Genomic DNA, 14,085 nt, shown 5'->3' on the forward strand with positions numbered 1-14,085 from the left:
AGTACGGAGGGGAACCGAAGGCCTGAGGACGCCCGTTGCTCGGCGCGTCCACTCGCTCGGGCGAGGCTGCCTCGCGAGGCGTGTAGCTCAGCGTTGCACCTCGCCCGGGAACGTGCGGCACCGCCGCGCATCCCGTGGCGAGCACCACTGCCAGGAGCAGGGCCTCAGCGCGCATTGTCCACTCCCAGGCCCACCGAGGCGAAGACCCCAGTCTCAACGTCCCGTCCGCCACGTTCGGCAGGGGCAGACAAGTGAACACCATCGCACTGACGCTGCGGTACGCCCGCCTCTCCCCGGAGACCTGCGAGAACGCAGTCCAACAGCTCGACCCTCCCAGCCCCCTGAGACAAGCCGCGTCGAATCACCTCATCGAAGGGGCATACTGGGAACACAGTCCTGCACCACGGCCATGGCGAACCCCAGCAGGCCTCTAACGTTGCTGGGCGGCTGACGACCGCAATCACTCAATGGCGTAGATGAGCGGCTCTTCCGCCGCAACGTGGTTCAGGTTCCTGAGGTGCCACATGCTGAGTCCCCACCACCTCATCCTGCTCGTCTCCCTGCTCGCGGACGGCGGAGCCCTGCCCCTGCCCGTCGGCGATGCAGGAACGGACGCGGGGACGCCATCGCCACACGCCCTTCCTGCTCCCGTACACACAGACGCAGGCACGGCGACCGCCATCCCCTGGCCTGAAACGGAACTGGAGCCACTCGGAACATTGGATGGCCCGGCCGTCCTGGCCGCGCATACAGCGCTCCAGGAGGTCATGAAGCGCTTTCCGAAGACCTCCACGAAGTCGTGTGCCTTCTCACCGCGCGCCTTGGAGTTCGTCGTTGGCTACCAATCCGGGTGGTACTTCGTCCGGGTCAACCGCCGGGTCGACAAGTGCCCGGAGTTCGGCCCCGGGGTGACCCTCGAATACGACTGGTTCGAGTTGTACGCCGTCTCTCCAGAGGGACGCGTGGAGCGCTACCCCTACATGCCGTGAGGCGGCGCCACGCCATCTCGCGCGGGAAGTTCCTGGAAGCGGATGCCATCCAGGCCCAGGCGGTGCACAGCCTCCACGAACCGTTCCGTGCCGACCACCATCGTGGCGAAGTTCCCCACCTTGAACAGGTCCATGTCCGTGGGGAGCGAGGCCGCATCGAGGATGGGCACCTCCGGCCGAGCCAGTCCCCAGCGACCACACGTCACACAGGGCGAAGGCTCATCGGACGGGATGCAGTCCGGATGCAGGCGGCCATGGGGCGGTATCTGAAGCTCAAGTAGAGCGGGCGGGTCTTTCTGCCGGAAACGAAGCTGCGTCGGGCAGGCGTGAAGGCCCCGAATGCCTTCAGTCTTCAGCTGCGTCAGGGCGTCGCGTCGCACGAGCAGCTTCTGCCCCCACACCCAGGCAAAGGGGCCGAATGTCCCCGAGGCACGTCCCACCAAGGGACCGAAGCCCGTTCCAGGCGGCAGTTCCGAATGGGGAGGGGTCAGGGGGCGGACCTGCTCGCGGAGGCGCGCGAACTCAGGGAAGGGCTCGGGCCTGGGCCGCTCAAATGCCTTGCGCTCTGGCAGTTGTGACAGGTCGACGCACGGGTACTCGTGGCCCGTGTTGGCCCACGTCTCACCGCAGGTGCCGCAAATCACGCCGGGGAGTGACAGCGTGTGCCAGGCGTTGATTTCTCCTCCGTGCTTCGCCGCCGCGGCCCGGTCCTCTTGCATCCAGAAGAAACGGCGCTTCGTCGACAGCGACATTCTCACCCCTCACCCCCGCCAAGACGGCAGCGCCACGCCGTAGCGCGCCAGGTCCTCGGGGGTATTCACATTCGCCAGGGACCGCAGTGATGGATCCACCGCGCGCAACGTCTCCTCGGGCAGCAGCCGCGTGCGCACATTGGACAACAGCTCCCGCATCGATGGATTCGTGGCCAAGGCGTCCCCCCACGCGGGGGCCAGCGCCGGCCGGTACGCCGCGAGCAACGGCTCCAGCCGCCCCGCCACCTCGAAGCACACCGCGTCCATGCTGTCCTCCCGCGCGTCCAGCAACACCCGAAGGGCCGCCATCGTGATGAACGGCATGTCGCACGCCACCGCCACCACCCACGGCGTGCGCGCGGCCACCAGCGCCGCGTGGACGCCGCCCGGCGCGCCCTTCCCCGGCACCACGTCCGCCACCGTGCGCAGCCCGAAGCGCGCGTAGGGCCCGGGCACGTTCGCCACCAGCAGCACGTCCTCGAAGCGCGGCGCCAGCGTCAGCAGCCGCTCCAGCACCGCGCGCCCCTCCACCTCCAACAGCCCCTTGGGCACGCCCGACAGGCGCCGGCCCTGCCCTCCCGCGAGGATGGCCAGTGTCACCTCCGGAAACACCGTGTGGCTCCGCTCCATGTTCGTGCCCCCTGCGCGCCCGCCGCCGCCACGTTATCTGTCCGCCGATGCACGCCCCCAGAGGAAGAAAGCAGACGAAGCAGCCCTTCCCTCGCCTCCGTGGACACAGCACGCACGCCACGGCGTAGTCTGCGGCGCCTCCATGCCCCTCACGCCCCTCAGCGCCGCCCGGCAGGCCGCGTTCGACGCCATCGCCCCGGCGGCGCCCGAGCGCGTGCCCCTGCTCGACGCGCAGGGCCGGTTCCTCGCCGCCCCCGTCACCGCGTCCCGCTCGCTGCCCGGCTGTGACAACTCCGCCATGGACGGCTGGGCCGTACGCGCCGAGGAGACCCAGGGCGCCACCCGCGACCGGCCCGCCCGCCTGCGCGTCACCGGCACCGTCTTCGCCGGCGGCCTGCCCACCACGTCCCTCCAGCCCGGAGCGGCCGCGCGCGTCTTCACCGGCGCCCCCCTGCCCCCAGGCGCCGACGCCGTCGTCCGCCAGGAGGCCGCGCGCCCCACCCAGGACGGCGCCTTCGTGGACGTCTTCATCACCGTCCCCCCCGGCAACGACGTCCGCCGCGCGGGCGAAGAAGTCGTCGCCGGTACGCCCCTCTTCGGCGCGGGCCTGCGCGTGAGCGCGGCCGTGCTCGGGGTGCTCGCGTCCCTGGGCGCCACGGACGTCTGGGTGCGCCCCGCGCCGCGCGTCGCCGTGCTCGCCACCGGCGATGAGCTCGTCCCACCCGGCGCCCCCGCCCTGCCCCACCAGGTCTACGAGAGCAACCTCGTCCTGGTGGCCGCGCTCGCCCGCGAGGCCGGCGCCGACATCCGCCAGCTCACCCGCGCCCGCGATGACGAGGCCGCCCTGCGCGAGGCCCTCACCCGGCTGGCCCCCCAGGTGGACGTCCTGATCACCACCGGCGGCGCCTCGGTGGGCGACAAGGACCTGGTGAAGCGCGTCCTCACCGCGCTGGGCGCCCGCTTCTTCGTGGACGGCGTCGCGCTCAAGCCCGGCAAGCCCGTGGCCGTGGCCCGCCTGGGGGACGCCGCCGTCGTCGTGCTGCCCGGCAACCCGGGCGCGGCCACCGTCGCGTTCGACCAGCTCGCCCGCCCGCTCCTCCTCAAGCACCAGGGCGTCCTGGAGACGCGCCGCCGCGTCCGCGCCCACCTCTCCGAAGCGCGCCACAAGCAGGCCGGCCTCACCTACCTCATCACCACCACCTTGGAGGCCCGGGACGGGCTCGCGCCCCGCGCCGTGCTCCGCCCCCAGGGCGCCGGGCAGATTCTCCAGAACGTCCACGGCGAGGGCTGGGCCCTCCTCCCGCCCGGCCGCGCCGACTTCGCCGAGGGCGACCTCGTCGACGTCGAGCTCTTCGACCGGCCCACCTTCACCTCCGTGGGGCCCCAGGCATGAGCCGCGTTCCCGCGCTCAGCGTGGTGGGCTGGTCCGGCGCCGGCAAGACGACGCTGCTCGTCCGGCTCCTCCCGGAGCTCGCCGCGCGGGGCCTGCGCGTGGCCGTGGTGAAGCACTCCTCGGAGGCCCACCCCCTGCACCGGCCCGGCAGCGACACCGCCCGCTACCAGGAAGCGGGCGCCGCGCTCACCGGCTTCGCCACCCCCGCGGGCGTCCAGCTCACCACCACCACCGCGCCCGCGGACGCGCTGCCGTCGCTGCTCGAGCGCTTCGCGGGCAGCGTGGACCTGGTGCTCGTCGAGGGCTGGAAGGACGGCCCCCTCCCCAAGCTGGAGGTGTGGCGCGAAGGCCTGGGCCCGCCGCTCTCGCCCTCGCGCCCGGAGACGCTCGCGGTGCTCGCCACCGAGCCCACGCTCCCCCCGGACTTCCCCCCCGCCCGCGCGTGCTCCCCGCGGGTGACGTGCGCGCCGTGGCCGACCTCATCCAGGCCCACCTGCGCCCGGGCCGCCCCGCGCCCCTGCCCCCGGAGGACGCCCGCGGCGTCACGCAGCGCCCCGTCCAGCGGTGGGACGGGGCCGCCCTCCTCCCCGCCCGGGATGACGACCTCGCGGTGGAGGAGCCGCTGGAGATTCGCGTCAGCGGGGACACGGTGGCCACCACCATGCGCACCCCGGGGCATGACCGCGCGCTGGCCGTGGGCTTCCTCTTCGCCGAGGGCATCATCCAGAGCGCGAATGATTTGGGCACCCTGGCGCACTGCGGCCGGCTCGGCGAGGAGGGCTTCGGCAACGTCATCGAGGTCACCCCCGCCGCCGGCGTCCTCCTCGACGTGGAGCGCGTCAGCGCCGCGCGCCGGGGCACCCTCACCACCTCCGCCTGTGGCGTGTGCGGCCGGCGCGACGTGGACGACCTGCTCGCCGTGTGCCCGGCCCTGCCCCCCGGCCCCGCGCTCCCCCCGGACGCCGTGGCCCGCGCCACCGGGCACCTGCGCCAGGTGCAGCGCAACTTCGCCCGCACCGGAGGCGTCCACGCCGCCGTCGCGCTCGACGCACAAGGCCACCTCCTGAGCGCCCATGAGGACGTGGGCCGCCACAACGCCGTGGACAAGGTGGTGGGCGCGCTCGTCCTCCAGGGCCTCGTGCGGGGTCCCCGGGACACCGCCCCCGCCCCTTTGACGCGTCAGCCCGCAATCCTCGCCGTCAGTGGACGCGTCAGCTTCGAGATCATCCAGAAGGCCGCCATGGCGCGAATCCCCATCGTCGCGGGCGTCTCGGCGGCCAGCTCCCTGGCGGTGGACCTGGCCCTGCGTGCTGGCATGACGCTGGCCACGTTCGTCCGGAACGGGCGCTTCAACGTCTACACGGGCGCCGAGCGCCTGCTACAGGTCTAACCCCCTGAAACGCCTGGCCCCTATCCGGGACTGCCGCGCTCCTGGCATCATCGGTGCGCTCGCGTCAGAGCGGCATCGTATATGCAATAAACGCGTGACGGCGGAAACGCGGGATGCCGCGGTGAAACACGATGTGTTCGTGACGCTCGGTGAGCTCGGACGTGGGTAGGGTCATCGCAAGATTTCACTGCTGTCACGTCTTACTCACGCGGCAGGGGTTGCACGAGGCCGCGATATCGGGCAAAACTGGTTTCCTTCCGACTTAAACATTTCTAGCCTCAACGGCGACCTCTGCTTCAACTGCATGAAAGTGAGCAGAGGGGGGTGGACACGATGAGCGGCGCAACGGCAAGTGCGGCGGTGGTCGGTGCTCCTGGGTCGGCCAACGCTCCGGGACACGCAATTGAAGAGGTGCAGGGGCCGCCCAGGCTGGCTCCGGGGTTCGCGGCGAAGCTGAACCTCACGGTGGACCTCGTGCTGCTGTCGGTGGTGCTCGTGGGCTCGGCGTGGCTGAGCGGGCAGCTTTCGGCGGAGGCCGGTTGGAAGGTGTCGGGGCTGGTGCTGGCGGCGTGGGTGGTGTGGATTGTGACGGGCACCGCGCTGTGCCTGTACGACTCGCGCTTCGCCGAGCGCAGCAAGCTGGACCACGTGGCGCTGGTGTCGGTGACGACGCTGGCGGTGGTGACGGTGCTGGCGCTGGGCAGCGTGGCGGCGCCGGCGGTGGTGACGGCGCCGGTGGTGGGCCCGCTGCTGTTCATCTTCTGGCCAGTGACGCTGCTCTTGCGCCTGTTCGTCTTCCGTCCGGTGGCCTCGCAGGAGCGCCCCATGGACGCGGTGCTCATCGTGGGCACGGGCGCCATGGGCCGCTACACCGGCGAGGACCTGGCCAACCGTGGCCGCCGGCAGATTCTGGGCTACGTGCGCTTCCACGACGACAACGGCTCGGTGGGCGAATTGCCCGGCCCCGTCATGGGTTCGGTGGACGACCTGGAGGGCATCCTCCGCAACACCGCGGTGGATGAGGTGTACATCGCCGGCAACACGCTGAAGCAGGGCGAGTCCATGCAGGCGGCCATCAAGCTGGCCGAGCGCTTCGGCGTGCCCTTCGCGCTGCCCGCGCACAGCTTCCGCCTGGACCGCGCCCGCCCGGTGGAGCGCCGCGCGGTGGCCGACGGCTTCCTGCACTTCGCGGCGGTGAGCCCCAAGCCGCACCAGATGGCGATGAAGCGCCTGTTCGACATCTGCGTGTCCGCCGCGGCGCTGTGGGCGCTGCTGCCGCTCCTGGGCATCGTGGCGCTGGCGGTGAAGTTCACCTCCAAGGGCCCCATCTTCTTCAAGCAGCTGCGCGTGGGGCAGAACGGCAAGCCCTTCTACATGCTGAAGTTCCGCTCCATGGTGGTGAACGCCGAGGAGCTGAAGGAGAAGCTGGCCGCGCACAACGAGCAGACGGGCCCCGTCTTCAAGATGAAGCACGACCCGCGCATCACCGGCATCGGCCGCTTCATCCGCAAGTTCTCCATTGATGAGCTGCCCCAGTTCATCAACGTGCTGCGCGGGGAGATGAGCATCGTTGGGCCGCGCCCGCCGGTGCCCGGCGAGGTGGCCAAGTACGAGACGTGGCAGCGCCGCCGCCTGTCGGTGCGGCCCGGACTCACCTGCATCTGGCAGGTGTCGGGACGGAACCAGATTTCCTTCGAGGAGTGGATGTACCTGGACATGCAGTACATCGACCACTGGAGCCTGACGAGCGACCTGCGCCTGCTGCTCCAGACGGTGCCGGTGGTGCTCACCGGCCGCGGCGCCAGCTAGAGCAGGCCACCAGGCGACCCAACCTTTGCGGGGGCGGCATTGACGTGCCGCCCCCGCTCGTTTTCTATGCACCCGGGCAGTCCTGGCCGGCGCCGGGGCCGCACGCTCCCACCGTGAACAGTCCCAGCCATTCCATTTCGCAGGACGCGGGCGAGCGCGAGCGCTCGCATGAGGCGATGGGCGCGGTGCGCAACGGGCTCCAGCTCGGGGGCTCGCTGCTGGCCACGTATGCCATCGCCATGGGCGTGCGCTTCCTGCTGCCGGCCCACCTGGGGCCGGAGAGCTTCGGGCGCTTCAACTACGCCGACAGCTTCTCCGCCGTCTTCTTCATCGCCACCCACCTGGGCCTGGAGATGTACATCCGCAAGGAGGTGTCGCGCCGGCCCGAGCACGCCAGCGACTTCTTCGGCAGCACGCTGCTCTTGCGGCTGGGCCTCACCGCGGTGCTGATGGGCGTCATGGCGCTGGTGATGGCCCACTTCGACGAGCCGGCCGAGGTGCGCCAGCTCGTCTACGTCTTCGCCCTGGCCCAGTCGCTCATCATCATCAACGCCTCCGTGGCCGCGCTGCTGCACGCCAAGGGCAAGGTGGCGGGGCTGTCCGTCTCCAACATCGTCACCAAGCTGGTGTGGGGCGGAGGCCTGCTGGCCGTCGCCGTGGCGGGCCTGCCGCTGCCGTGGCTGGCGGTGCCGCTGGTGGCGTCGGAGGCGGTGAAGCTGGGCGTGGGCTGGTACCTGGCCCGCGCGCACATGGGGCTCACCTTCAAGGTGGACGTGCCCGCCACGCTGAAGGTGCTCAAGGCCAGCCTGCCCTTCTTCATCACCGGCGCGGCGCTGGCGGCCAACGGCCGGCTGGACGTGATGCTGCTGGGCATGGTGGCCAGCCACGAAGAGGTGGGCTGGTACGGCGCGGCGTGGAACATCGCGGGCCTGACCTTCTTCCTCAACCCCGTCTTCGGCTGGGTGCTGATGCCGCTGGCGTCCCGCGCGGCCGAGCGCTCCGAGGCGGAGCTCACGCGGCTCACCCGCCGCGCCATGGAGGGCACGCTGGCCGTCACCGTGCCCATGATGATGCTCATCGTCCTGGGCGCGCCGCTGTGGGTGGGGCTGATGGGCGGCGCGTTCGCCGAGTCCGCCATGCCGCTGCGGCTGATGTCGCCGCTCTTCGTCCTGGCCTTCGTGACGATGAACGCCGGCCTGTGGCTCACCATGACGAACCGCGAGTGGTGGGTGACCATCACCAGCGTCATTGGCAGCGTGGGGCTGATTCCCCTGCTCAACCTGCTGCTGATTCCGCTGATGTCCGACGCCCTGGGCAACGGCGGCGGCGCGGCGGGCACGGCGCTGTCCATGCTGCTCATGGAAATCTGCGTCACCATCAGCCTGTTGGGGCGCATGGGCAAGGCGGCCTTCGACGGGCGCCTGGTGTCCATGATTGCCAAGACGGCCGCCATCTGCGTGGCCATCGTCGCGTTGGACCAGACCCTGCTGGCCTCCTTGAACCCGTGGGTGCGCCTCACCGTGGAAGCCGTGCTCTACATCGTCGCGGTGCTGGCCACCGGCGCGGTGCGCCCCGGCGAGGTGCTCCAGGTGGTGCGCATCGCCCGCCGCCGTGGACAACCCGCGCCCGAGGCCGCGCCCACCCCCTGAGGAGAGCTCCGTCCCCCATGCCGTCCCCGCACCGCCAGCCCGCCTCCGCCCCGCGCCGTCCCTGGCGCTCGTTCGCCTGCGCCGCGCTGCTGCTGCTGGCGCCCGCCTGCCGGGGCCTGGGCAAGTACACGTGGGTGGATGACTACCAGGAGAAGCCGCCCCCGGTGGACGCGGCGTACCGCATCGCCGCGGGCGACTTGCTCAACATCCGCGTGTGGAACCAGGAGTCGCTCACCACGCAGGCCCGCGTGCGCGAGGACGGCCGCATCAGCCTGCTCTTCCTGGATGACGTGGAGGCCGCCGGCCACACGCCGGCCATGCTGTCGCAGCAAATCCAGACGCGGCTGAAGGACTACATCAACCACCCCGTCGTCACGGTGGCGCTGGAGATGGCGCGCCCCATCAAGGTGACCATGGTGGGCGAGGTCAACCGCATCGGCCCGCTGGAAATCGAGCCGGGCGCCAGCGTGCTGGAGGCCCTGGCCGGCGCGGGCGGCTTCACCGAGTACGCCCACAAGGACCGCATCTTCGTCATGCGCCAGGAGGAGGGCGCCGAGCTGGAGCGCATCCGCTTCCGCTACGACGACCTCATCCACGCCGAGGGACGCGCGCCCGCCTTCCGCCTGCGCCCCGGTGACGTGGTGGTGGTGGAGTAGCCCGTGCTGGGCACCGTCCTCACCGTCGCGATGCTGGAGGTGTCCTCCGCCTCCGTCAGCTACGCCACGGCCGCGCGCGTGGACTCGCGCCTGCGCTCCAACGAGGACCCCGCGCCCGAGGCCCCCTCCGTCGCGGGCGACACCGACATCACCCCGCTGCTGGGCCTGGAGCTTCGCGACGGCAACGCCGCGCTCCAGGTGGAGTACGCCCCGCGCATCAGCTTGCGGGAGGTCACCGCCCGCGCGCGCACCGAAGTCCAGCACATGGGCCGCCTGGCCGGCCTGTGGCGCCCCGAGCGCGGACTGTCCCTGCGCCTGTCGGAGGAGCTGGTGCTGGGCAGCGTCAACCTGCTCACCACGGACCTGGGCTCGCTGCCCGGAGGCACGCCGGGCACGGACCCGGACGGGCCGCTGCGTCCCCCCGGCGGCGGCGGCCCCCTGCAGCCGCTGCCCCAGGCGGACACCGTCTACTTCCTGTCCTCGGCCACCACGCTGACGGCGGACACCGGCTGGCTGGGGCGGCGGTGGAACCTCACCGGCTCCGGCGGCTTCTCCATCAGCGGCGGCCTGGACGGGCCCGCCCGCGAGTCCGTGCCGCTGCAGTACGGCCCGCGCGCGGACGTGTCCGTCAGCCACGCGCTGTCGCCGCTGAGCGCCCTCACCACCTCCGTGGCCTTCACCCTCGCGCGCTTCTCCACCGGGGCCAACAACACCATCGTCACGCTGCGCGAGGCCTGGGGGCACCGGGTGGACCGGCGCACCGCCCTGGAGGCCGGGGCGGGTGTGAGCGTGGTGAACTCCATCCCCGTGCCCCCCGCCGAGGGCGAGCCCGAGCCCGGCCCGCTGGACGGCCCGCGGACGGAGCTGCTCCCCAACCTGAATCTGGGGGTGAGCCACCGGGTTCCCTCGCGCACGGCGGACTTCAACGGCCGGGCGGACCTGCGCGTCGTCCCCTTCACGGACCGGCTGACGGCGCGCGTCTACCCCCGGGCGGACCTGACGCTGACGGGGACGTGGGCGCTGGGGCCCCGCGTCCGGGTGTCCGCCATCGGCGGCGGCGCCGCGGCCGTGGGGGGCTCCAGCGGGGACAGCATCCTCTCCGGGGGCTTCACGGGTTCCTGGATTCTCACACGGTGGGTGTCCGTGGATACCGACCTCCGCGGCACCTGGAGCCGCTCGCCCGAGTTGCCGGCGGCCCGGCTGACGTGGGCGGCGACGCTGGGCCTGTCCGTGCGGCAAACTGGTATCCTCTGAGGGCTGCCGACATGGCGAAACTCATCTTGATGTCCGTCCTCATCCTCACCATCGCCCTGCCAGCGAAGGCGGCGAGGGATCCGCACCCCGTGCGGGGGCTGAAGAAGGCCATCCTCTGGTTCGTCCTCTTCAACGCGGCATACACGTACGGCGTCGTGGTCTGGGTGCCAAGGCTCGGGTTCGGCTGAGCGAGTTTCAGAAAGGTTGACGACGGATGGAGTCCGACCTGCGCACGGTCCTCCTGGTGGAGGACGCCCCCTTCTTCCGGAAGATGCTGGGCGACTACCTGCGGGACATGGGTTTCAAGGAGGTGGTGGAGCTGCCCAGCGGCCGCGCCGCGCTCAAGCACCTGGAGACGGCCGCCCGTCCGGACCTCGTGTGTCTGGACCTGACGCTGCCGGACATCTCCGGGTACGACTTGTGCGAGCACATCCGCCGCACGCCGGCCATGGCGGACGTGCCGGTGCTGGTGGTGAGCGCGCGGGACTTGCCGGAGGACAAGGCGCACGCCGAGGAGGCCGGCGCCAACGGCTACCTGGGCAAGCCCTTCACCCAGGAGGAGTTCACCCGGCGGGTGCGGTCGCTGCTCAAGAGCACCGGGGCCAGGAGGACACCGTGACGGTCCCCGCGCCCGGGGCTCCCGGGCCGCGCCCCCAGCTGGTGCCGCCGCCGCAGCCCGCCTTCACTCCGGAGCGCCCGGAGACGAACGCGCCGGCGGACCTCATCGACTGGGGCTTCGTCATCGACGCGGTCTTCTATTTGAAGAACGCGGTGCTGCGGCACTGGTTCCTCGCCCTGGTGGTGATGGGCGCGGTGTCCGCCATGGCGGTGGGCGTCAGCAAAATCATGCCGCGCAAGTACCGCGTGGAGACGCGGATGCTGACGCAGCGCAACTTCATCATCTCCTCGCTGGCCAACCCGGGGCGCTCCATCCCCGTGGACGCGGACCAGCCCACGCGCGCCGCGTGGGAGATGGTGATGAAGTACGACAACCTCAAGTCCATCGTCGCGAAGGCGAAGCTGGTGGAGTACTGGGAGCTCCAGCGCTCGCCCATGAGCCGGCTGAAGGAGAAGGTGCTGCGCAAGCCGCCCGCGCCCATGTCGGACGAGGACAAGCGCGACGCGCTCACCGCCATGCTGGAGCAGGCGATGATTGTCGGCGTGGAGGGCGGCACGGGCACGGTCTCCATCGGCGTGGAGTGGAGCGACCCGCAGCTCGCGCTCGACATCGTGAAGGCCGCGCAGCAGAACTTCCTGGACATGCGCCAGGCGGCGGAGATGGGCGCGGTGCAGGAGGCCATCACCATCCTGGAGAAGCAGGTGGTGGAGGAGGCCGCGGGCATCCAGACGGCCATTGGCCAGCTCAACGCGGCGGTGAAGCGCGCGGAGGCGCGGCTGAAGAAGGAAGAGGCGAAGAAGGGGCGCAAGGGCGGCGCCGCGGCCGCGGCCAACGCCGCGCTGGGCATCAACACCGACCACCTGCTGGCGCAGATGCGCTTCATGATTCAGACGAAGCGCCGGGCCATCGGGGACGTGGAGGACTTCCGCTCGCGGCGGCTGACGGAGCTGCGCAACCAGCTGTCCGAGCAGCGCGTCATCTATTCACCGCAGCACCCCATCATCACCGACCTGGAGCAGCGCATCTCCTCGCTCCAGGAGGACTCGCCGCAGCTCATCGCGCTGCGCTCGGAGATGACGGAGCTCATCAACGAGTACGTGCGCAACGGCGGCGACCCGGCCGAGCTGGAGTCCGGCCTGGCGACGGCCGCGCTGGGCGGCGCGACGCTGGGCGGGCCGGCCGCGTCGGATGACCCGGAGGTGTCGGTGGCGGCGGACACGGTGCGCATGTTGGTGATGCGGCACCAGGAGAAGACGCGGCGGCTGGACCAGGCGCGCACGGAGCTGGAGATTTCGCGCGCGTCCATGAAGCACCGCTTCAGCGTGCTGTCGCCGCCCACCTTCCCGGAGCGGCCGTCCAAGCCGAAGGTGAAGCTCATCGTCGCCGCGGGCGTGGTGGGCGGCATCGGTCTGGGCATCTTCGCGGCGCTGGCGCTGGACATCATCCGCCGGCGCATCCTGGAGAAGTGGCAGGTCGAGCGGATTCTGAAGCTCCCCGTGCTGGCGGAGCTGGAGCGTCGCTGAACGGCGCGCTCGGGGGTGCATGTCGTGACATCGTGGACGTGGCTGGACGTGGCGCTGTGCGTGGTGCAGCTTCCCGTGGCGGTGGCGTGTGGCTATCTGCTGAGCCTGACGCTGCTCTCCTATCGGCCGTCTCCGCCGCGGGCGCTCGTCGAGCCGAAGCAGACCTTCGACATCATCATCCCCGCGCACAACGAGGAGCTGGGCATCGCCCGGACGGTGGCGAACCTGTCCGCGGTGGACTACCCGGTGGACCGGCGGCGCATCATCGTGGTGGCGGACAACTGCTCCGACGCGACGGCGCAGAAGGCCCGCGAGGCGGGCGCCTTCGTGCTGGAGCGGCAGGACACGGAGAAGCGGGGCAAGGGCTACGCGCTGGCGCACGCCTTCGCGTTCAGCCAGCAGGACGGCTTCGCCGGGGCGGTGGTGGTGGTGGACGCGGACACCGTGGTGTCGCCCAACCTGCTGCGGGCGTTCGCCGAGCGCATCGAGGCGCCGGAGGTGGAGGGGCGCAAGAGCCCGGCTGGACATGCGCACGCCATGCAGGCGCACTACGGGGTGATGAACCCCACGGCGTCCTGGCGCACGCGGCTGATGACCATTGCGCTGGGCATGTTCCACAAGGTGCGCTCGCAGGGCCGGGAGACGCTGGGCGTGTCGTGCGGCCTGCGAGGCAACGGCATGTGCTTCACGCACCACGCGCTGGCCCAGGTGCCGCATGACGCCTTCAGCGTGGTGGAGGACCTGGAGTACGGCATCCGCCTGGCCCAGCACGGCTTCCGCGTGCACTACGTCTGGGAGGCGGAGGTGCTGGGGGAGATGGTGTCCGGGGAGAAGCAGAGCCGCTCGCAGCGCCAGCGCTGGGAGGGTGGGCGCGCGCAGATGCGCAAGCTGCACGGGTGGCCGCTCTTGAGGGAGGGCCTCCGGAAGAAGGACGGCACGCTGCTCGATTTGGCCATGGACGTGCTGGTGCCACCGCTGAGCCAGTTGGTGCTGGCCGCGGTGGGCTGCGCGGTGCTGGCCGGGGCGGTCGCCGGGGTCTCCGGTGAGCCCGTGCCGTGGGCCCTGGGCGTGGCGGGCTTCAGCGTGGCGAGCCTGGGGGCGTACGTCCTGCGCGGCTGGTGGGTGTCCGGCGTGGGCCTCCGGGGGCTGCTGGATTTGGCCTGGGCGCCCGTCTACGTGGTGTGGAAGGTGTGGCTGATGCTGCGCGGCCCCGGCGCGGAGAAGCGCGGCGAGTGGGTGCGCACGACGCGTGAGGGGGAGCACCGGTAAGCGGGGGCCGTGCACGGAACCCGAGCGAGGCCGCCATGTCCATGGATGCGGCCGCCACGGCAGAAGAGGCCCCCGTCATCCGGGACGATGCGCACGACGAGGACCTTCTCCCCTCGCCTTATCGAGCCTCGGCGCTCGGCCCCCCACGGGCC

Annotated in this window: 13 protein-coding genes and 1 pseudogene; 12 read left to right on the forward strand and 2 right to left on the reverse strand. The window is 71.3% G+C overall.

Annotation, left to right across the window (positions count from 1 at the left end):
• The first annotated feature begins 767 nt into the window (after positions 1-767).
• Positions 768-989 (forward strand): hypothetical protein, encoded by a 222-nt coding sequence (locus MYMAC_RS36035; RefSeq protein ID WP_063747627.1) that lies wholly within the window; start codon positions 768-770, stop codon positions 987-989.
• Here MYMAC_RS36035 and sitI6 read toward each other — a convergent pair.
• Positions 977-1,741 carry a SitI6 family double-CXXCG motif immunity protein gene (gene sitI6 / locus MYMAC_RS36040; RefSeq protein ID WP_095961363.1) on the reverse strand — a complete coding sequence of 255 codons (765 nt, stop codon included), beginning with the start codon at positions 1,739-1,741 and terminating at the stop codon, positions 977-979. The genes MYMAC_RS36035 and sitI6 overlap by 13 nt on opposite strands.
• A 9-nt stretch (positions 1,742-1,750) precedes the next feature.
• Entirely contained in the window at positions 1,751-2,371 is a 621-nt protein-coding gene (mobA, locus tag MYMAC_RS36045; RefSeq protein ID WP_095961364.1) for a molybdenum cofactor guanylyltransferase, read from the reverse strand.
• 142 nt (positions 2,372-2,513) lie between these two features.
• Between mobA and MYMAC_RS36050 the strand changes: the two genes are divergently transcribed.
• From MYMAC_RS36050 to epsU, 11 genes and pseudogenes are all read left to right on the forward strand, one after another.
• Complete coding sequence (locus tag MYMAC_RS36050) at positions 2,514-3,764, forward strand: molybdopterin molybdotransferase MoeA (protein WP_095961365.1); 1,251 nt, start codon at positions 2,514-2,516, stop codon at positions 3,762-3,764.
• A pseudogene (gene mobB / locus MYMAC_RS38230) lies at positions 3,761-4,102 on the forward strand (molybdopterin-guanine dinucleotide biosynthesis protein B); the annotation flags it as partial. The gene MYMAC_RS36050 and the pseudogene mobB, both read left to right, overlap by 4 nt.
• Positions 4,103-4,281: 179 nt before the next feature.
• Positions 4,282-5,154 carry a formate dehydrogenase accessory sulfurtransferase FdhD gene (fdhD, locus tag MYMAC_RS37440; RefSeq protein WP_095961807.1) on the forward strand — a complete coding sequence of 291 codons (873 nt, stop codon included), beginning with the start codon at positions 4,282-4,284 and terminating at the stop codon, positions 5,152-5,154.
• 324 nt (positions 5,155-5,478) lie between these two features.
• Positions 5,479-6,963 (forward strand): exopolysaccharide biosynthesis polyisoprenyl-phosphate hexose-1-phosphate transferase EpsZ, encoded by a 1,485-nt coding sequence (epsZ, locus tag MYMAC_RS36065; RefSeq protein WP_095961366.1) that lies wholly within the window; start codon positions 5,479-5,481, stop codon positions 6,961-6,963.
• 113 nt (positions 6,964-7,076) lie between these two features.
• Positions 7,077-8,612, forward strand: a complete 1,536-nt coding sequence (gene wzx, locus MYMAC_RS36070; RefSeq protein ID WP_095961367.1) for an exopolysaccharide biosynthesis flippase — start codon at positions 7,077-7,079, stop codon at positions 8,610-8,612.
• Between the two features lie 17 nt (positions 8,613-8,629).
• Complete coding sequence (gene epsY, locus MYMAC_RS36075; protein ID WP_204817277.1) at positions 8,630-9,268, forward strand: exopolysaccharide export protein EpsY; 639 nt, start codon at positions 8,630-8,632, stop codon at positions 9,266-9,268.
• 3 nt (positions 9,269-9,271) lie between these two features.
• Positions 9,272-10,522, forward strand: a complete 1,251-nt coding sequence (epsX, locus tag MYMAC_RS36080) for an exopolysaccharide export protein EpsX (RefSeq protein WP_095961368.1) — start codon at positions 9,272-9,274, stop codon at positions 10,520-10,522.
• Between the two features lie 11 nt (positions 10,523-10,533).
• Positions 10,534-10,710 (forward strand): hypothetical protein, encoded by a 177-nt coding sequence (locus MYMAC_RS37335; protein ID WP_013936921.1) that lies wholly within the window; start codon positions 10,534-10,536, stop codon positions 10,708-10,710.
• A gap of 26 nt (positions 10,711-10,736) precedes the next feature.
• Complete coding sequence (epsW, locus tag MYMAC_RS36085) at positions 10,737-11,141, forward strand: exopolysaccharide biosynthesis response regulator EpsW (RefSeq protein WP_095961369.1); 405 nt, start codon at positions 10,737-10,739, stop codon at positions 11,139-11,141.
• Entirely contained in the window at positions 11,138-12,664 is a 1,527-nt protein-coding gene (gene epsV / locus MYMAC_RS36090; protein ID WP_095961370.1) for a PCP family exopolysaccharide biosynthesis protein EpsV, read from the forward strand. The genes epsW and epsV overlap by 4 nt, the downstream gene beginning before the upstream one ends.
• Positions 12,665-12,679: 15 nt before the next feature.
• Complete coding sequence (epsU, locus tag MYMAC_RS36095) at positions 12,680-13,933, forward strand: exopolysaccharide biosynthesis GT2 family glycosyltransferase EpsU (protein WP_095961371.1); 1,254 nt, start codon at positions 12,680-12,682, stop codon at positions 13,931-13,933.
• Positions 13,934-14,085 lie beyond the last annotated feature (152 nt).

The sequence above is a fragment of the Corallococcus macrosporus DSM 14697 genome (assembly GCF_002305895.1).
Taxonomy (GTDB): Bacteria; Myxococcota; Myxococcia; order Myxococcales; family Myxococcaceae; genus Myxococcus; species Myxococcus macrosporus.